This window comes from Xylanimonas allomyrinae, from assembly GCF_004135345.1.
Classification (GTDB): Bacteria; Actinomycetota; Actinomycetes; order Actinomycetales; family Cellulomonadaceae; genus Xylanimonas; species Xylanimonas allomyrinae.
Window position 1 is genome coordinate 2,717,531 of the sequence record NZ_CP035495.1, and the last position, 18,758, is coordinate 2,736,288.

At 73.4% G+C, this 18,758-nt stretch carries 10 protein-coding genes and 2 pseudogenes; 4 read left to right on the forward strand and 8 right to left on the reverse strand.

Going from position 1 to position 18,758, the window contains the following annotated elements; translation table 11 throughout:
• Positions 1-10: 10 nt before the first annotated feature.
• The 4 genes and pseudogenes from ET495_RS19210 to ET495_RS12390 all read right to left on the reverse strand — a co-directional run bounded on the left by ET495_RS19210 (position 11) and on the right by ET495_RS12390 (position 5,407).
• Positions 11-1,702, reverse strand: a complete 1,692-nt coding sequence (locus tag ET495_RS19210; protein ID WP_129205058.1) for a dipeptide ABC transporter ATP-binding protein — start codon at positions 1,700-1,702, stop codon at positions 11-13.
• Positions 1,699-2,576: pseudogene (locus tag ET495_RS12380) on the reverse strand (ABC transporter permease). Before ET495_RS12380 ends, ET495_RS19210 begins: the two are co-directional and overlap by 4 nt.
• A 136-nt stretch (positions 2,577-2,712) precedes the next feature.
• Positions 2,713-3,756 carry an ABC transporter permease gene (locus ET495_RS12385; protein ID WP_129205059.1) on the reverse strand — a complete coding sequence of 348 codons (1,044 nt, stop codon included), beginning with the start codon at positions 3,754-3,756 and terminating at the stop codon, positions 2,713-2,715.
• A 10-nt stretch (positions 3,757-3,766) separates the two neighbouring features.
• A complete protein-coding gene (locus ET495_RS12390; RefSeq protein ID WP_129205060.1) occupies positions 3,767-5,407 on the reverse strand; it encodes an ABC transporter substrate-binding protein in 1,641 nt (546 codons plus the stop codon).
• Between the two features lie 166 nt (positions 5,408-5,573).
• On the opposite strand from ET495_RS12390, the gene ET495_RS12395 reads away from it, so the two are divergent.
• The gene (locus ET495_RS12395; RefSeq protein ID WP_129205061.1) at positions 5,574-8,150 is read left to right on the forward strand and encodes a lysylphosphatidylglycerol synthase transmembrane domain-containing protein; all 2,577 of its coding nucleotides are present in this window, start codon (positions 5,574-5,576) and stop codon (positions 8,148-8,150) included.
• Positions 8,151-8,312: 162 nt separating this feature from the next.
• Here ET495_RS12395 and ET495_RS12400 read toward each other — a convergent pair whose 3' ends face one another.
• Together ET495_RS12400 and ET495_RS12405 are read right to left on the reverse strand one after the other, a co-directional pair.
• Positions 8,313-8,597: an HU family DNA-binding protein gene (locus tag ET495_RS12400; RefSeq protein WP_129205062.1), complete on the reverse strand. Its 285-nt coding sequence runs from the start codon at positions 8,595-8,597 to the stop codon at positions 8,313-8,315.
• An 811-nt stretch (positions 8,598-9,408) separates the two neighbouring features.
• Complete coding sequence (locus ET495_RS12405) at positions 9,409-10,092, reverse strand: copper resistance CopC family protein (protein WP_129205063.1); 684 nt, start codon at positions 10,090-10,092, stop codon at positions 9,409-9,411.
• 246 nt (positions 10,093-10,338) lie between these two features.
• Between ET495_RS12405 and ET495_RS12410 the strand changes: the two are divergent.
• Together ET495_RS12410 and ET495_RS12415 are read left to right on the forward strand one after the other, a co-directional pair.
• A pseudogene (locus tag ET495_RS12410) lies at positions 10,339-12,386 on the forward strand (NAD(+) synthase).
• A 22-nt stretch (positions 12,387-12,408) separates the two neighbouring features.
• Positions 12,409-12,759, forward strand: a complete 351-nt coding sequence (locus tag ET495_RS12415) for a hypothetical protein (protein WP_129205064.1) — start codon at positions 12,409-12,411, stop codon at positions 12,757-12,759.
• Between the two features lie 42 nt (positions 12,760-12,801).
• Here the strand turns inward: ET495_RS12415 and ET495_RS12420 are convergent, their stop codons facing one another.
• Both ET495_RS12420 and ET495_RS12425 read right to left on the reverse strand, forming a co-directional pair.
• Positions 12,802-14,772: a penicillin-binding transpeptidase domain-containing protein gene (locus ET495_RS12420; protein ID WP_245993056.1), complete on the reverse strand. Its 1,971-nt coding sequence runs from the start codon at positions 14,770-14,772 to the stop codon at positions 12,802-12,804.
• Between the two features lie 85 nt (positions 14,773-14,857).
• The gene (locus ET495_RS12425; protein WP_245993057.1) at positions 14,858-15,475 is read right to left on the reverse strand and encodes a hypothetical protein; all 618 of its coding nucleotides are present in this window, start codon (positions 15,473-15,475) and stop codon (positions 14,858-14,860) included.
• A 290-nt stretch (positions 15,476-15,765) separates the two neighbouring features.
• Between ET495_RS12425 and ET495_RS19215 the strand changes: the two genes are divergently transcribed.
• Complete coding sequence (locus ET495_RS19215; protein WP_281276127.1) at positions 15,766-18,720, forward strand: ATP-binding protein; 2,955 nt, start codon at positions 15,766-15,768, stop codon at positions 18,718-18,720.
• Positions 18,721-18,758 lie beyond the last annotated feature (38 nt).

The window sequence follows — 18,758 nt, forward strand, 5'->3', positions numbered from 1 at the left end:
CGGCCCGGGGTCAGCGGGACGTGCGACGAGCGGCCTGCGCGCCGGGGTCCGGGACCGGGAGCGACGCCAGCAGGCGGCGGGTGTAGTCCTCCTGGGGCGACTCCAGCACTTGAGCCCCCGTGCCCTCCTCGACGAGCTGCCCGTGGTACAGCACGGCGATGCGGTCGGCGAGCAGGTCCACCACCGCAAGGTCGTGCGACACGAACAGGCACGCGAACCCGAGGTCACGCTGGAGCCGCGCGAACAGGTCCAGCACCCGGGCCTGCACCGACACGTCGAGCGCCGAGGTCGGCTCGTCCGCGATGAGCAGCTCCGGGTCGAGCGCCAGAGCGCGGGCGAGCGACGCTCGCTGCCGCTGCCCGCCGGAGAGCTCATGGGGGAACCGTTCCCCGTAGGAGCGAGGGAGCTGGACGGCCTCCAGGAGCTCGTCGACTCGTGCACGCGCCGCCGAGGGCGACGCCGTGCGCCCGTGCACGACGAGCGGCTCTGCCACGCACTCCGCGATCGTCAGCAACGGGTTGAACGACGTCGCCGGATCCTGGAACACGAACCCGATCCGGGGGCGGATCGCCGCGAGGTCCCGCCCCCGCGCGCCGCGAAGCTCGGTGCCCAGCACGGCGAGCGACCCGCCCGAGACGGGCTGGAGCCCTGCGATGGCGCGCGCGATCGTCGTCTTGCCCGAGCCTGACTCGCCCACCAGACCCAGCACCTCGCCCGGGCGGATCTGCAAGGACACCTGGTCGACGGCGGTGAACGCCGGCTGCCGGAAGCGTCCGGGGTAGGTGATGACCAGGTCGGAGGCCACGACGACCGGTTCGGCGGTCTCCCAGCCGGGTGGCCGGGCTGCGGCGCGCGCCTGCGCACGCACCCTGCCCTCCCCGATCCGCGGCACCGCACCCAGGAGCGCCTTCGTGTAGGCGTCCTGCGGGGAGGCGAAGAGATCCCGCACGGGCGCCTGCTCGACGACCTTGCCCTGGTACATCACGGCCACACGGTCGGCGAGGTCGGCGACCACGCCCATGTTGTGCGTGATGAGCACGATGGCCGTGCCGGTCTCGTCACGCAGCCTCCGCAGCAGGTCGAGGATCTCGGCCTGGACGGTGACGTCGAGCGCCGTCGTCGGCTCGTCCGCGACGATGAGCCCCGGGCCCAGGGACAGCGCCATGGCGATGACGATGCGCTGCTTCTGCCCGCCCGAGAACTGGTGCGGGTAGTGGTCGACACGCTGCTCCGGCTCGGGGATGCCCACCTGCCGCAGCGCCTCGATCGCGCGGCTGCGAGCCTGCGCCCGCGACAGCCGCCCATGGGCGCGCAGCCCTTCGATGATCTGCCAGCCCACCGTGTAGACGGGGTTGAGCGCCGTCGAGGGCTCCTGGAACACCATCGCGACGTCACGCCCTCGCACCTCACGCAGTCGCGCGCGCGAGACGGCGACGACGTCGGTCACCCTGTCGCCCGCGGTGCCGTCCGCGCCGCGCGTCGAGAGGATGACGGCGCCGCGCACCGTCGCGGTCTCCGGCAGGAGGCCGAGGATGGTCTTGGCCGTGACCGTCTTGCCGGACCCGGACTCGCCGACGATGGCCAGGACCTCACCGGGGCTGACGTCGAGCGTGACGCCGTCGACGGCCCGGACGGGCCCGGCGTCCGTCGCGAACGAGACGGCGAGGTCGTCGATCCGCACGACCGGGGTGGTGGCGGTCATCGGGCATCCTCCGAGTTCTCGGCAGCGGCCGTGACCCGCACCCGTGAGCGCAGCCGCGGGTCTGCCAGGTCGTTGAGCGACTCGCCCATGAGCGTCATCCCCAGGGCGACGACGACGATCGCGACACCGGGGAACAGTGCCGTCCACCAGATGCCGGAGGTCACGTCGGCGATCGACCGCTGCAGGTCGTAGCCCCACTCGGCAGCGGCGGTCGGCTCGATGCCGAACCCGAGGAAGCCCAGGCCTGCGAGCGTCAGGATCGACTCGGACGCGTTGAGCGTGACGATGAGGGGCAGCGTGCGCACGGAGTTGCGCAGCACGTGACGCGTCATGATGCGGCGGTGGCTCGCCCCGATGACGCGAGCCGCGTCGACGAAGGCCTCGCCCTTGACGCGCAGCACCTCGCCACGCACGACGCGCAGGTACTGCGGCACGAACACCACGGTGATCGACAGCGCGGTCGCGCCGATACCGCCCCACAGCCGCGACTGTCCCTGGGAGATGACGATCGCGCCCAGGATGGCCAGCAGCAGCGAGGGGAACGCGTAGATCGCGTCCGCGACGAGCACGAACACACGGTCGAGCCAGCCACCGAAGTACCCGGACACCAGCCCGAGGAGCACGCCCAGCACGATCGACGCGAGGATCGACACGACGACGACGAGCAGCGCCGTCCGCGCGCCGAAGACGACGCGTGACAGCACGTCGTAGCCGCCCACCGTCGTGCCGAGCAGGTGCGCCGACGAGGGCGCCTGCTGCGCACCGAACGGCTCCCCCGCATCGCGGAGCTGGCTCGGCCCGTAGGGGCGAGCAAGGGCGCCAACGCCGCGACCAGCACGAACAGGCTCGTCAGGACGAGACCGGTCACGAGCATGCCGCGCTGGAGGCCGACGCTCTGACGCAGCTGATGGACCACGGGCAGGGTGCGCAGCCACGACCCGCGCCCCCCGGGGTGTTCCGGCGTCGCACCGGCGGTGCCGACGGGTCCTGCGGAGATGACCTCGGCCATGTCAGTACCTCACCCTCGGGTCGACGAGAGCCGCGATGACGTCGACCAGGAAGTTGGTGACGGCCACGACGACGGCCATGAGCGCGACGATGCCCTGCACGGCGACGAAGTCCCGCGCCTTGAGGTACTCGGCGAGCTGGAAGCCCAGGCCGCGCCACTCGAACGTCGTCTCGGTGAGCACGGCCCCGACCAGCAGCATCGCGACCTGCAACCCCACCACGGTGATGACGGGTATGAGCGCCGGCCGCCACGCGTGCGCGGTGACGAGGCGTCGTTCGCGGACGCCGCGCGAGCGTGCCGCGTCGACGTACTCGCGCCCGAGGGTGCCGATCATGTTGGTGCGCACCAGGCGCAGGAAGACGCCCGCCGTGAGCAGGCCCAGGGCCGTCGCCGGCAGCGCCGCGTGCAGCAGCACGTCGCCGACCACCTGGGGGTCGCCCGTACGCACCGCGTCGACCAGCATGAAGCCTGACGCCGCGTCGGCCTTGCGCATCGCGATCTCCCCGCTCGTCGACACGCGCCCCGAGACGGGGAACCAGCCGAGCCCGACGGCAAAGACGAGCTTGAGCAGCAGCCCCGCGAAGAACACGGGTGTGGCGTACGCGAAGATCGCCAGCACGCGCAGCACGGCGTCGGGCCAGCGGTCACGGAAGTACGCCGAGACCATGCCGAGCGGGATGCCCAGCAGCAGCGCCACGAGGACCGCGTACACGGTCAGCTCGAGCGTCGCGGTGCCGTAGGTCGTCAGCACCTCGGTCACGGGCCGGTGGTCCGAGAGCGTGGTGCCGAAGTCGCCTCGCACGATGCCCGCGAGGTACTCGCCGTACTGCACGAGGACGGGCCGGTCGTAGCCGGCCGTGTGGATCCGCTCGGCGAGCTGCGTGGGCGTGAGACGGCCGCCGAGAGCGGCCGTGATGGGGTCACCGGTGGCGCGCATGAGCACGAACACGGTGGTGACCAGGATGAACACTGTCGGGATGATCAGCAGGAAGCGCACCAGGACGTACCGTCCCAGTGCGCCTCCTGAGGTGGAGCGACGCGTCACGAGAGGTACGTCAGCCCTTCGCGAGTGCGCCGTAACGGAACTTGAAGGACGCGTCGAGCGTCTTGTCGGCGCCCGTGACCTCGGCCCGTACGACGGCGGTCTGCGCACCCTGCAGGTACGGCACCGTCGACAGGTCCTGCGCGACGGCGTCCTGGATCTGCCCGATGAGCTCGGCCCGCTTGGCCGGGTCCGTCTCCACGCCCTGGTCGTGGATGAGACCGTCGACCGTCGGGTTGACGTAGTGGTTGCTCAGGAAGTTCTCCTCGAGGAAGAACGGCGTCAGGTAGTTGTCGGCGTCCGAGTAGTCCGGGAACCAGCCGAGCTGGTAGGCCGGGTAGACGTCCGTGGTGCGGTCCTTCGAGTACTGCACCCATTCGGTGGTCTGCAGGTCGACCTGGAACAGGCCGTCCGCCTCGAGCTGGTCCTTGATCTGCGCGTACTCGTCACCCGACGACGGCCCGTAGTGGTCGTTCGAGTACTGCAGGCTGAGCGTGACCGGCGTGGTGACCCCGGCGGCGTCGAGGACGGCCTTGGCCTTCTCGGCGGACGGGCCGCCCTCGCCGTCGCCGTACAGGCCCTTGAGGGCCTCGTTCGCGCCGGTCAGGCCCTCGGGGACGTACGAGTACAGCGGGGTGTAGGTGCCCTTGTACACCTGGTCGGAGATCGACTGGCGGTCGATGAGGTTCGCGACGGCCTGACGCACCGCGAGCGCCTTGGCGGGGTCGGCCTCGGCCGTCTTGGCGCCGAACGGCTGGGTGTCGAAGTTGAACGTGATGTAGCGGATCTCGCCGCCGGGCCCGTGCTCGACCTTGACGGCCTTGTTGTTCTCGAGGCTCGCGACGTCGGTCGCGGACAGCGAGCGGTAGGCGACGTCGATGGCGCCCTGCTCGATCTCGAGCTTGAGGTTCGAGGAGTCGGCGTAGTACTTGACGTTGACCTCGGACGTCGCAGGCTTGCCGAGCAGGCCCTGGTATCCGTCGAAGGCCTCGTAGCTGATGAGCTCGTTGACCGCGTAGCTGGTGATCTTGTACGGGCCGGCGAACGCGTCGCCCTGGACGATCGTGTCGTCGGCCGTCACGGCGTCGGGCGAGAAGACCTCCTCGTCGACGATCGGGCCGACGGGCGACGACAGCACCTGCGGGAACGTCTGGTCGTTCTCGGACTTGAGGTGGAAGACCACCGTGGTGTCGTCGGGGGCCTCGGTCGAGTCGAGGTTCCACAGCAGCGAGGACGGGCCGTCGTCGGCCGCGATGGCGACCTGCCGGTCGAACGTGAACTTCACGTCCGACGACGTCAGGTCGTGGCCGTTGGCGAATGTCAAGCCCGGCTTGAGCGTGACCGTGTACTCGGTGGGCGAGGTGAACTCGGCCGACGCGGCGATGTCGGGCTCGACGTCGGGGCTGCCATAGGGCGTGTTCAGCAGGAAGGGATACACCTGGTTCATGACGGCGAAAGAGCCGTTGTCGTAGGACCCGGCCGGGTCGAGCGACGTGATCTTGTCGGTCGTGCCGATGGTGAGCGAACCGCCGTCGGCCGCGCCTCCCGCTCCGTCGTCCTTCGCGCCCCCGCAGGCGGCGAGGATCAGCGCGGCTGCGGCGGCGCCCGCCCCGGCTGCCACCAGCCGTCGATGGGAGGCCTGGAATGAGGTCATGGTGGAGTTCCCCTCTCGAATGCCACAAATGAGCGTGGTGCGGTGGTTCTAGCACATCCGTAAGGAAATGTGACCCCCCCGTGCACCATTTGTGATGTCACCGTGACTGTCGCTCCAGGACGCCAACCCGTCTCTGCCCGAGAGCCCCGGTCATAGACTGCAACCCATGCCCGAGACGGTTCCCCCGAGCGCGGACGCGAGCCCCTCGGGCCCGCAGACCGCCGCGTTGCGGGCGGTGCTGTTCGACGACGCGACGCCGCCGGACGCCGACCTCGTCCGCGTCGTCGACACGCCAGAGCGTCGCGTGCGCCACCCGTCCGACGTCCTGGGCATGATCGCCTCGTCCCTCGGGATCGCCCTCGTGCTGGTCCTGTCGGTGGTCGCGCACGGCACCACGGAGGGCGTCACGCAGGACGTGCGCGGGTTCGCGACGCTCCTCGCCCGGATCCTCATCGTCCCGGTCAACGTGCTCGAAGGCCTCGTGACGATCATCCTGCCGGTCGCCGTGCTCGTCGAGCTCGGCGTGCGCCGGCTGGGGCGGCAGGTCCTGGAGTCGATCGCGGCGGCCGCGCTCGGCATGGTCCTGGGCGTGACCGCGCTGCTGCTCGTCCACCATCTCGGCACGCCCGAGTTCGTCCGCGGCCTGTCGGTGTACGACGGCAGGGCGTGGCACCTGACCATCCCCGCCTACGTGTCCGCCGTGGCGGCGCTGCTGACGGTCGCGGGCCCGCGCACCCGCCGTCGGACGGTGCGGTGGTCGTGGAACGCGCTGTACGTCGCGCTGCTGGTCGTGCTCATCACCTCGCAGGTGTCGCTGCCGGGCGTGCTCCTGTCGCTGCTGCTGGGGCGGCTCGCGGGCCAGGCCGTGCAGTACATGTCCGGCGTGCGCTCCGAACGCGCCTACGGCCAGTCGCTGGTCCTGGCGGTGCGCCGCGCCGGGTTCCGCCCGACGGCGCTGGTGCGGGTGCGCGACCTCGGCGCGGCGTCGGGCGTCGACGACCTCACGCGCCTGGACGACGCCGCCGCCGTCAGCCGCTCCTCCGACCCCGCGGCGCTCGCCCTGGCCCGCTCGGGCGACAACCGCGTCTACGCGATGCTGGGCGACGACGGCGCACGCTACGACGTCGTCGTGCTCGACGGCGACCGGCAGGTCGTCGGCATGCTGACCCGGATGTGGCGGGCGCTGCGCATGCGCGGGCTGGAAGGCCGCGCCGCGATCTCGCTCAAGGCGGTCGCCGAGCGCACCGCGCTGCTGTCGTACGCGGCGGCGGGCGCGGGCGTGCGCACATCGCGCCTGCTCGGCATCGGCATGGCCGACGACTCCGCCGCGCTGGTGCTGGAGCACGCGCGCGGCGCCGTCTCGCTGCGCGACCTGGACGACGACGAGCTCGAGGGCGAACGCGGCGACGCGGTGCTCGACGCCGCCTGGGACCAGCTCCAGCGCGCGCACGCGGCCGGCTTGACCCACCACCAGCTCACGTCCGACGTGCTGCTCGTCCAGCGCGACGCCGACGGGTCGACGCACGTGTGGATCGCCGGCTGGGAGCAGGGCGAGATCGCGTCCACCACGCTCTCGCGCCGGCTCGACCTGACCCAGCTCCTCGCACTGCTCGCGCTGCGCGTGGGCCCGAGCCGCGCGGTCGCCTCGGCCGTGCGGGCGCTGCCCCCGACGGACATCAGCGCCATCGGGCCCCTGCTGCAGACGATCGCGCTGCCCACCGACACACGCCTCGCGGTGCGGCACGCCAAGGGGCTGATGGACGAGCTGCGCACCGCGCTCGTGGAGCGGCTGCCCGAGACCGACGTCCAGCCCACACGCCTTGCCCGGTTCGGCGCCCGCACCGTCATCACGCTCGCGCTGACCATCGTGGCGGTCTCCGTCGTCGTCACGACGATCAACTTCCAGCAGATCCGTGACGCCGTCGTCGAGGCCAACCCCTGGTGGGTCGCGGCCTCGTTCACGTTCGCCGGCATCACATGGTTCGGCGCGGCCCTGACGCTCGTGGCGTTCACGCCCGGACGCATCCCCGTCATGCGCGCGACGCTCGCCCAGATGGCCGGCTCGTTCGTCGCGCTCGCCACGCCCGCGGGCATCGGGCCCGCCGCGCTCAACATGCGCTTCCTGTCGCGCCGTGGCGTGTCCACGCCCATGGCGGTGGCGACGGTCGCGCTCATGCAGTTCTCGCAGATCGTCGTGACCGTGCTGCTGCTCGTCGTGCTCTCGCTCACGACAGGCTCGGGCGGCCTCGTCGACCTGCCGTCGACGACGATCCTCATCGCCGTGGGGATCACGGCCACCGTCGTGGTGGCGCTCATGCTCGTGCCTGGCATCAGGCGGTGGGCGTGGGAGAAGTCGCGGCCCACGCTCGAACAGCTCTGGCCGCGGCTGTCGCAGATGCTCGGCCAGCCCACCCGGCTCCTGCTCGGCCTGGGCGGCAACGTCATCATGACGATGGGGTACGTGCTCGCGTTCGACTTCGCGCTCGAGGCGTTCGGGCACTCGCTGCGCCTCGTCGACGTCGCCGTCATCTACCTCGTGGGCAACACGCTCGGGGCGCTCGTCCCCACGCCCGGCGGCGTCGGTGGCGTCGAGGGCGCGCTCATCGCGGGCCTGACCGCCGCGGGCGTCACGGGCGGGATCGCGTTCTCGGTGACGCTGCTGTTCCGCGTCGTGTCGTACTGGATCCGCGTGCCGATCGGCTGGGTCGCGATGCGCTACCTGGAGTCGAAGGACGAGCTGTAGCGACGGCGTCGGCCGTCCGCGCCACGTCCCCCGGATGCGCGAAGACCTGCGGGGCGGGGAGGTTGCACCTCCCGCCCCGCAGGTCTTCACAGCTCGGACCGTCACGCCCGGCCGCGCCCCTCACGGGACGCACCGGCCGACGCGGCGCCACGAGCGGGTGGCTCACTCGCCGGCGACGGCCTTCTTGAGCACCGAGCCCGCCGAGACCTTCACGCCGAACCCGGCGGGGATCTGGATCTCCTCGCCCGTGCGCGGGTTGCGGCCCGTGCGGGCGGCACGCTCGACGCGCTCGACCGCGAGGAGACCCGTGATCTTCACGGCCTCGCCCTTGCTGAGCGACTCGACCAGCACCTCCTGGAACGCGTTCAGGGCGTCCTCGGCCTGGGCCTTGGTGAGCTCAGACTTGGCAGCGATCGCCGAGACGAGCTCGGACTTGTTGAGCGACATGCGGTTCCCTTCCTCAGTCCACGCCGTGCGGCGGTTGCCGGCAGGCGTAAGTCGTGGCCCCACGCGGCACACGGCCGGGAGGCTGTGAACACAGTAGGGAACAACGGCGGAATTCCGCGAATTCTCGCCGTTGTGTCTCGTTTTCGATGCCGCGTCCTGTCCAGGGCGGTGGCGCCGTACGTCACCCGCCGCGCCACGGACCCCCGCGTCGTCCCGGTACGCCCCGCGCGGGACGCCGCGTCGTGGCAGCCACGGCCTGGGCGCGGCCGCCGGCACGACGGCGGCGGCCGGCGTCGTCGGCGGCCGCCCCGCGTGCGGCGGCGCGCACGCTCCCGAGGACGGGCCGATCATCGCCGGTGCCGCGAAGACTGCCTCTCTGACCAGCGGGAACACGCGGCCAGGGCGCGACCCGCGGCGCGCGGCCCGAGCCCGGAAGCGTTCCTGGCCGCTCGCAGGCGTCGTCTGGGCGGGCCGCCACGGGCACCCGGAACGCCCTTCCGGCGGCGCGGCGACGCCTGGCTGCGCGACGGGCCGGACCGCCGACGAGCCACCGCCCCGACGTCCGCGCCGAGAGTGCAGCAGCGCTCCACGGAACCGCGGGGGCCGTCGAGACACCAGTTCCGCCTGCGGCTGAAATGCGTCCCCGACGTCGCACATCGCCGCGTGCACGGGCGACGGCGGGTGACGTACCGCCCGGGGCGGCGGGAAGGGACGGCGCGCCGGCGCCGCGGGGGCACCGGCGTACCACCGGTCCGCAGGGCGCCGCGCGGGTCGCTCCCGTGCCGGTGGCGTGGCACCGGCCGGACGCGCGTCAGCGGGTGCGGCGCCGGCGTGCACCGACGACGGAGGCTGCGCCCGTGGCGACGACGGCCGCTCCGACGACACCCCACACCCAGGCGCGAGACCCGCCCGCGGAACCTGCGTCACCCGGGCCGGCCGCGGCGTCGGCGGGCTCGGTCTGCCCACCGGTCGGGCCGGTGGCCGACCCTGCGGAGGCGTCCGCGTCGGGGTCCGCGGTCGCGTCCGACGGCTGCTCGGTCGCGTCGGCGGCCGCGGGCGGGTCCGCGGCCGCCGGGCCCCCCTCGGACGCCCCGGACGTCGCGACGGTGAACGCGAACGTGCCCTCGATCGGGTGCCCGTCCGCCGAGACGACTCGCCAGGCCACGTGGTACGCACCGCCTGGGGCGTCCGGCGGCAGGGCCGACACGACGGTGGTGCCCTCGACCTGCGCGGGCTGCGCGGCGACGTCGGCGCCGCCCGCCGTCACCACGACCTGCGCGCCCGTGCCCAGCACCTCGTCGTTGAAGGTCAACGTGATCGCCGCGGGCACGGCGTCGAGCGCGGCGCCGTCCGCGGGGTCGGACGACACCAGCCTGTCGTGCGCCCCCGCAGGGGCCGCGAACCCGATCACGGCCGCGACGGCCGCGATCACGGTCAGCGTCACGAGCGACAACGCGGCGGGCAGCGTACGACGGCGGGGAGCAGCGACGACCATGGCCTCCACCCTAGAGCCGCGCCGCCCACGCTCGAAAAGCTCGCCGGACGCCCCGCACGTCGGCCCGAGCGAAGGCGGCCCGAGCGCTGCCGCACCCACTCACTGTGCGCGCGCCCGAGGCCCGCCGACGGCCGGCCTGCCCGCCGCCCGCGATGCCGGCACGCCCGCCACGCGCTCCAGCCGTCCGGGCGCGCCGCGGAGCGCACCAGGACGGCAGCCCCCTGCGGCGTCCGGCAGACTCGGGGCATGTCCAGCAGCGAGTTCTGGTCCGCCTACGCCCACGGGTTCGCACGCGTGGCAGCGGTGACCGTCCCCGTCCGCGTGGCCGACCCGGCCACCAACGCCGCCCACGTCGTCGAGCAGGCGCGCGCGTGCCACGACGACGGCGTGGCCGTCGCCGTCTTCCCGGAGCTGTGCCTGTCGGGGTACGCGATCGACGACCTCCTCCTCCAGGACCCCCTCCTGGAGGCGGTGCAGGACGCGCTGGCGACCGTCGTGGAGGCGTCCGCCGACCTGCTGCCGGTGCTGGTCGTGGGGGCGCCGCTCGAGGCGGGCGGGCGGGTGCTCAACTGCGCCGTCGTCGTCCACCGCGGGCGCGTGCTCGGCGTCGCGACCAAGTCGTACCTGCCCACCTACCGGGAGTTCTACGAGCGGCGCTGGTTCGCGCCCGGCGACGACCGGCGCGGGCAGACGCTGCGACTGCTCGGCGAGGACGTGCCCCTCGGGCCGGACCTGATCTTCGCGGCGTCCGACGTCGCGGGGCTGAGGCTGCACGTCGAGGTGTGCGAGGACATGTGGGTGCCCGTGCCGCCGTCGGCGGAGGCGGCGCTCGCAGGCGCTACCGTGCTGGCGAACCTGTCGGCCTCGCCCATCACGGTGGCGCGCGCCGAGGACCGCCGGCTGCTGGTGCGCTCGGCCAGCGCGCGCTGCTCGGCCGCCTACGTGTACGCGGCGGCGTCGCAGGGCGAGTCCTCGACGGACCTGAGCTGGGACGGCCAGACGATGGTCTACGAGTGCGGCGACCTGCTGGGCGAGAGCGAACGGTTCCCCGACGGGCCGCGCCGCACCGTCGTCGACGTCGACCTGGACCGGCTGCGGCAGGAACGGCTGCGGCAGGGCACGTTCGACGACAACCGGCGCGCGCTCGCCGCGCGCACCGACGACTTCCGCACCGTCGAGTTCACGCTGCGCCCGCCGTCGGGCGACATCGGGCTGCGGCGCAAGGTCGACCGCTTCCCGTTCGTGCCCGACGACGCCGAGCGGCTCGCGCTCGACTGCTACGAGGCCTACAACATCCAGGTCACGGCGCTGGAGCAGCGGCTCACCTCGATCGGGACGCCCACCATCGTCATCGGCGTCTCGGGCGGGCTCGACTCGACGCACGCGCTCATCGTCGCGGCCCGGGCGATGGACCGGCTGGGGCGGCCGCGGTCGGACATCCTCGCGTACACGTTGCCGGGCTTCGCGACCGGCACGGCCACCAAGGAGCGCGCGTGGCGGCTGGGCCGCTCGCTCGGGTGAGCTTCGAGGAGATCGACATCCGGCCTGCGGCCGAGCAGATGCTGCGCGACCTCGGCCACCCCTACGGGCGCGGCGAAGCCGTGTACGACGTGACCTTCGAGAACGTACAAGCCGGCCTGCGCACCGACTACCTGTTCCGTCTGGCCAACCACAAGGGCGGCATCGTGCTGGGGACGGGCGACCTGTCGGAGCTCGCCCTCGGGTGGGCGACGTACGGCGTCGGCGACCAGATGTCGCACTACGTGGTCAACTCCGGGGTGCCCAAGACGCTCATCCAGCACCTCATCCGGTGGGTCATCGCGTCCGGGCAGTTCACGTCCGAGACGAACGACGTGCTCGCGGAGATCCTCGACCAGGAGATCTCCCCCGAGCTCGTGCCCGCCGGCGCCGACGGCGCGCTCCAGTCCACGCAGGCCAAGATCGGGCCCTACGAGCTCCAGGACTTCACGCTGTACTGGACGCTGCGCTACGGGCTGCGCCCCTCGAAGATCGCCTTCCTCCAGTGGCACGCGTGGCACCGCGCGACCGCCGGCGAGTGGCCCCCCGGGTTCCCTCACGACGAGCGCTCGGAGTACGACCTGGCCACGATCCGCCGGTGGATGGACCTGTTCTTCCGCCGGTTCTTCGCCAACCAGTTCAAGCGGTCGGCTATCCCGAACGGGCCGAAGGTCTCGGCCGGGGGCACGCTGTCGCCACGCGGCGACTGGCGGATGCCGAGCGACGCGACGGCGGCGGCCTGGCTCGCGGACCTGGCGAAGGTTCCGCAGGAGTGATCGCGGACCCCCGTGGGGGAGGGTGCACGTGCTCGTCGACCCTGACGAACTCGCGATCGAGCTGAGGAAGCGGTTCACCACCTGGACCACCGGCCGAGCGCTTCGGCTGCGCGAGATCGAGCCACTCGGCGATGCGGTGCGCGTGATCTTCGACGGCCGGCCCGGCGATCAGGGAGGACCGTATGGCGCCCTTGTCGCCGTCCCTCGGGACGACAGCGACCCGCGATGGTCGGACTGGCCCGAGTTCAGCAAGGACGAGTGGATCGACCACGCGGCGTTCGGCGTCATCGCCGAGGCGTACTGGACGGGCGCCGTCGCCGCGACGGTGGACGGCATCACGTGGCTCCGCCTCGATCAGGGTCCGGTGCGGTAGCCGCCTGCGCGGCTGCCGCTCACGGCCTGGCCCCTCGAGACGCTATGACCCCGTGAGGAACGCGTGCATCAGCGGTCCGCTCGTCGTCGAGCCCCGGTCCCCGACCTCGACGAAGACGGCGACGGCCAGGTCACCCGCGATCGCGATCATCCAGGTGTGCTGCTGCGTGCCGTCGCCGAACTGGGCGGTGCCCGTCTTGGCACCGACGATGCCGGGGACGTCCTGAAGCACGGTGGCGCTTCCGCTCTTGACCACGCCGCCCATCAGATCGCGCAGCGTGGCGGCCTCGTCGGCCGTGAGCTTCGACGGGGGAACCTCCTGGGCGTCGGGCGCCGTGGCCGGGCGCACCAGCACGGGGTCGACACGCTTGCCGGCCGCGACGCTCGCGGCGACGCGCGCCATCGCGAACGGCGACGCCTCGACCCTGTCCTGTCCGATCAGGGTCGCGGCATGCTGGGCTGGTGTCGCGTCGCTAGGCACGTTCCCCGCGAAGACGGGAGCTCCCACGGGCGTCTCGACGCCCAGGCCCAGGTCGGCGGCCGCCGAGACCAGGTCGTCCTGCGCGACGACGTCGTGCTGGCTGATCATCGCGGTGTTGCACGACTGGGCGATCGCGGTGCGCAGCGGGATGTCGCCGACGGCGCTCTCGGGGTACCCGGGCACGTTCTGGAACTCGCGGCCGTTGACGGTGATCGTCGGCGTGCACGGCAGTGTCGTGTCGGGCGTGATGCCCTCGCGCCCGAAGGCGAGGGCGTCCACGACCTTGAAGGTCGAGCCGGGCGCGTACTTGCCGAGCATCGCGGTGTCGAGTCCGTTGCTGCCGGGCCCCGACGCCGCCGCGAGCACGTCGCCCGTCGACGGCCGGATCGCGACGATCGCGCTGGCGGGAACGACGTCGGCGAGGACCTGCTCGGCACGCTCCTGGAGCCCGACGTCGAACGTCGTCCCCAGTGGCGTACCGTTCACGGCCTCCTTCTTGTACAGCTCTCGCGCCTCGCTCGCGTCGGCGTCGGGCTTCGCCGCCGTGACGACGACGCCGGGCGTCCCCGCAAGCTGCGCGTCGTACTGCTTCTGCAGCCCCGAGAGCCCCGTGACGTCGCCGGGCTTCACGCGGCCCTTCGAGTTCTCGACGATCTCCGCGGTCGCCTCGCCCGAGCGCCCCAGGATCGCGCGAGCGAACGTCGACGTCGGGGCGAGGGCAGCGGAGTCCGCGATGACCCCGACACCGGGGATCGCGCGCGCGCCCTCGACGTCGATGCCCGAGCCGTCCTTGCGCACCGTCAGGAGCTCGACGAACGCCTTGGGCCCGGCGGACTGCACACGCTGGGCGTAAGCGTCGGCGTCGACGGCCACACCGCCGTCGCTGACGAGCGCGGCGAGCGCGCGCGCCGACGCGTCCCACGCGCTCGCGTCGACGTGCGTCTTGTCGATCCCGAGCCGGTAGACGTCACGCGTCGTCACGAGCGGTTCACCCGTGCCGTCGAGGATGTCGGCGCGCTGTGCCTGCACCGTGCTCACGGTCAGGCGCTCCCCCGGCTGCAGGTCGGGGACGAGGATCGACGGCGACCACGCCGTCGTCCAGGTGGGCTGGTCGCCCGACCCGTCGGGCGGGTCGGTGAGCGTGAGCTCCGCGCTGGTCAGGTAGGTCCATTCCGACGCACCCCCGAAGGGCCACGACCACTTCAGGGTCGCCGTCGCGCTGCGCCCGGCGTCCTCGCCGTCCTGGGCGGTCGCGACCTTCACCAGCGAGACGTCTGGCTGCTCGGTCCCGGAAGCCTCGAGCAGCGGGGCAAGGATCTCGGTGAGCTGGGTTTGCAGGTCGCCAGAAGTGTCCTGCGCGAGCGCCAGGCCGTCGAGCGACCCCGACTTGAGACCGCCGACGAGCGCCTTGGCGGTCTCGTCGGGAGCCGGGCCGTCGGACCCGGTACACGCGGCGAGCGGCACGGTCAGCGCTGCGGTCAGCAGGAGTGCGCCGAGGCGCCGGGACAGGGTGGTGCGGGGTGGGATACGCACCCGGGCAGGCTAGCCGAACCCGCCGACGCCCGGGACCGCGCATCGCCGGGCCGGTCGGCGCCCGCCTGCGGACGCCCCCGTCCCGTCAGCGGACGGGCGCCGCCTTGACGACTTCCTCCCACGCCTCGCGGGCCAGCGGCGCCGCGTCGTCGTCGGTGCGGCCCGCCCAGCCGCGCGCCTCGTCGATCGTCTCCGTCAGCAGCGTCCGCAGCCGTGCGTCGACGTCGGGAACGAACGCCTCGCTGATGCCCTGCACCGCCGTCGAGACGACCGACGGCGTCGCGTCACGCACGAACCGCTTGGGCCGCAGGTGCGTGCCCGCGCAGAACGCCCGCGCCCACTCGGCCGTGCGCGGCACGGCCGCGAGCGCCTCGGTGCTCGCGGTGTCGACGGTGCCTTCGGGGCGTCCGTCGAGGACGTCGAGCATGCGCTCGCAGCCGATGATCGCGACGGCGAGCGTCTGCTGCCGGTCGGCCGGTGACACGGGCAGCGCGGTGCGGGCGGCGCGCAGCGCGATCCGTACGTCCCAGCGCGGGTCGTCGCTGGTCAGGCCGATGACCGACGGGATGAGCGGTGCGAGCTGGGGCCTTGCCTGGTCGGAGGTGAGGTCGTTGACCGCGCGCGCGAGCATCGCGAGCAGCGGGTGCGTGCACCGCGGATGGTCGGTCCACCGTTCGCCCGCGAGGAACGAGGCGAGCTCCATGAAGCACGCGCCCTTTCTCGGGTTGCGGTGCTTGCCTCTCCCCAGCATCGGAAGGGCGTCGAAGGACGACGTCGCGCTCAGCTTTCCTACCACCGTTCCACCCCCGCATCGGGTCCGGGCCCGTGTGGACCCGAGGTGTCCCCCAGGGCGTCCCCACCCCGGCCGACTTCCAGTGTGCGCGCGGTGTGACGTAGATCGCAATCGTGGATCACATCCTCCTCGGGGTCCACGCCGAGAAGGCGGTCCGGAAAACCTTCCCCTCGTGTCGGACGGGGTGGCACGATCGACCCGTGCGCCGTTCCACGACAGTGCCGCTCATCGCCCGGGGCCCCGAGGTTGCGACGTTCCGTCGCGCCCTGGCGGCCGCCGGCGGCGGGCGTCCCGGGATGCTCCTGGTGGGCGGCGACGCCGGCGTGGGCAAGACGCGGCTCGTCTCGCACCTGGCCGAGGTCGCCGAGGACGGCGGCGCGAGCGTCGTGGTCGCGCACTGCGTGGACCTCGGCGACGTCGGGATCCCCTACCTGCCGTTCTCCGAGGCGCTGTCCCTGCTGCGCGACGCCGGTGGCCCCGTCGACACCGTGATCCGCGAGCGCCCCGCGCTCGCACGCCTGCTCGACCCGGCGTCGGCCGCCGTCGGCACCGACGACGCCGCCGAACGTCTCCAGCTCTTCGACGGCATCGCGTGCAGCCTCGCGGCGTCGGGCGCTCCCGGTGCGCCGCTCGTCCTGATGATCGAGGACCTGCACTGGGCCGAGCCCTCGACCCGAGACGTGCTGCGCTTCCTCGTCGCGCGGCTGCGCGCGGAGAACCTGCTCGTCGTGGGCACCTACCGTGCCGACGACCTCGACCGCCGGCACCCGCTGCGGCCGGTGCTCGCCGAGCTGTCGCGGTCCACGGCCGTCGAGCGCATCGACCTCGCACCGTTCACGACGGACGAGCTGCGGGAGTTCACGACGGCGCTCGCGGAGGCGCCGCTGCCCGAGCCCGAGTTCCAGCGGGTGCTGGGCAGGTCGGAGGGCAACGCGTTCTTCGCCGAGGAGCTGCTGCGCTCGGACGCGCTGTCTGACCGCCTGCCGTGGTCGCTGGCGGACGTGCTGCACGCGCGCCTCCAGCGCCTGGAGCCCGCGGTGCAGGAGGTCGCGCGCGTCGCGTCCGTCGCGGGCCGCACGGTCCGCGAGGACCTGCTGCGCGCCGCGGCCGCGCGCACGCGGATCCTGGCCGACCCCGCCGTGCTCGACGCGGCCCTGCGCGACGCCGTCGCGCTGCAGGTGCTGGAGGTCGAGGGCGAGCACCTGGCGTTCCGCCACGCCCTGCTGGCCGAGGCCCTGTACGGCGACCTGCTGCCCGGCGAGCACGAGGCACTGCACCGCGCCTACCTCGCCGCCCTGACCGACGTGCCCACCCTCGGGGTACCGGCTCAGCGCGCCCACCACGCGCTGCACGGGCACGACCTGGCGACGGCGCTCACCGCGTCGCACGCGGCCGCCGACCGCGCCGCGCTGCTGCTGGCACCCGACGAGGAGCTGCGGCACCGCGAGCAGGTGCTCTCGTTGTGGGACCTGGTGCCCGACGCCGCCGAGCTCGTCGGGCAGGACGTCGAGGCCGTCGTGCTCGCCGCGTCGGACGCCGCGAGCCGGGCCGGGCTCTTCCCGCGTGCCGAGCAGCTCGCGCGCCGCGCGGTCGCCGCGCTCGACGGCGACCCGCACCGGCAGGCGACCGCCCGCGACCTGCTCGCCCGCCACCTGCTGGACCTGGAGTGCATCGACGGAGCCCTCGAGCAGGCCGAGCAGGCTGTCGCGCAGCTCACCGCCGAGCGCGACGCGGGCGTCGGCGCCACGGCCGACCTGGCCGTGGCGCTGGCCCGCCTCGCGCGCGTGCTGCTGAGCCTGGACCGCGACGACGAGGCCGCGAGCGCCGCGACGCAGGCCGTGACCGTCGCCCGAGCCGTGGCGGCGCCGGGCGCCGAGGCCGACGCGTTGACGACGCTCGCGATCCTCGACGTCGACGACCCGGCCGCGGCCGCGGAGCTGCTCGCCACCGCCCGTCGTCGCGCCACCGAGGCGGGCGACCTGCTGGTCGAGCTGCGCACGACCCTCAACCTCGCGATGACGTACTTCTACGCGGGCGACCCTGCGCTCGCCGCGACGGTGCTCGACGAGGGCGTGCAGCGCGCCGAGGCGACCGGCCTGGGCTGGTCCGCGGCGGGCATCCAGCTCCACGTGATCGGCGAGCTGGTGCGGTACGTGCGGGGTGACCTCGCCGCCCGCCCGGCGCCGGAGGGCATCGCCGCGCAGGCGGTCCCGTTCCTCACGTCGGTCCAGCAGTACGCGGCCGTCGCGCGCGGCGACGCCGACGTCATCGAGCGGGGCGAGGCGTTGCGCGGGGCGTGGGAGCGTGACGGGCAGATCGCGCTGTACGCCGGCGGCACGCAGGTCGACGCGCTCACATGGGCCGGGCGGCACGAGGAGGCGGTGGCGCTCGCGATCGAGCTCGCCGAGTTCCTGGGCAAGGTGTGGTCGGAGTTCTTCCTGGGCCGCATCTGGATCAGCGCGCTCGCGCTCGCCGCCCTGGCCGACGCCGCCGAGCTCGCGACCCCCGGGGCGAGCCTCCAGGCCGTGGCCGCGGCCCGCGCCGAGCTGCTTTCCACCGGGGACACGCTCGCCGCCGTCGCGCGCACGACGGCCGTGCGGGGCCGGCCACGCGGCGGGCAGCTCGGCCCGGAGGGCCGTGCGTGGCTGCTGCGCGCCGAGGCCGAGCACGCCCGGCTGCGGGCCGCGGCGTCGGGGGTCCCGGCGGACCCGGCCCTGTGGGAGGCTGCGCTGCACGAGTTCGGCTTCGGGTACCGGTACGAGGTCGCGCGCACCCGGTGGCGGTGGGCGCAGGCGTTGCACGCCGCCGGGGACGTCGCAGGCGCGGCCGCCCAGAGCGCGACGGTGCTCGCCGAGGCCGAGGCCCTGGGGGCGGCGCCGCTGGTCACGGCGCTGCGGGAGTGGGCGCGGCGCGCGCATCTGCCGCTGCCGGGCACGCCGCGCCGCACCGCGCCGGCGGCGTCGCTCACCGACCGCGAGGAGGAGGTGCTGGCGCTCGTCGCCGAGGGGCTGTCCAACCGGCAGATCGGCGAGCGGCTGTTCATCAGCACCAAGACGGTCAGCGTGCACGTGTCGAACCTGCTGGCCAAGCTCGGCGTCTCGGGGCGCGCCGAGGCCGTCGACGTCGCACACCGGCGCGGGCTGCTCGAGGTGTGAGATCGCTCCCAGAGCGCGCCCGCTGAGCCGCCAGGCGT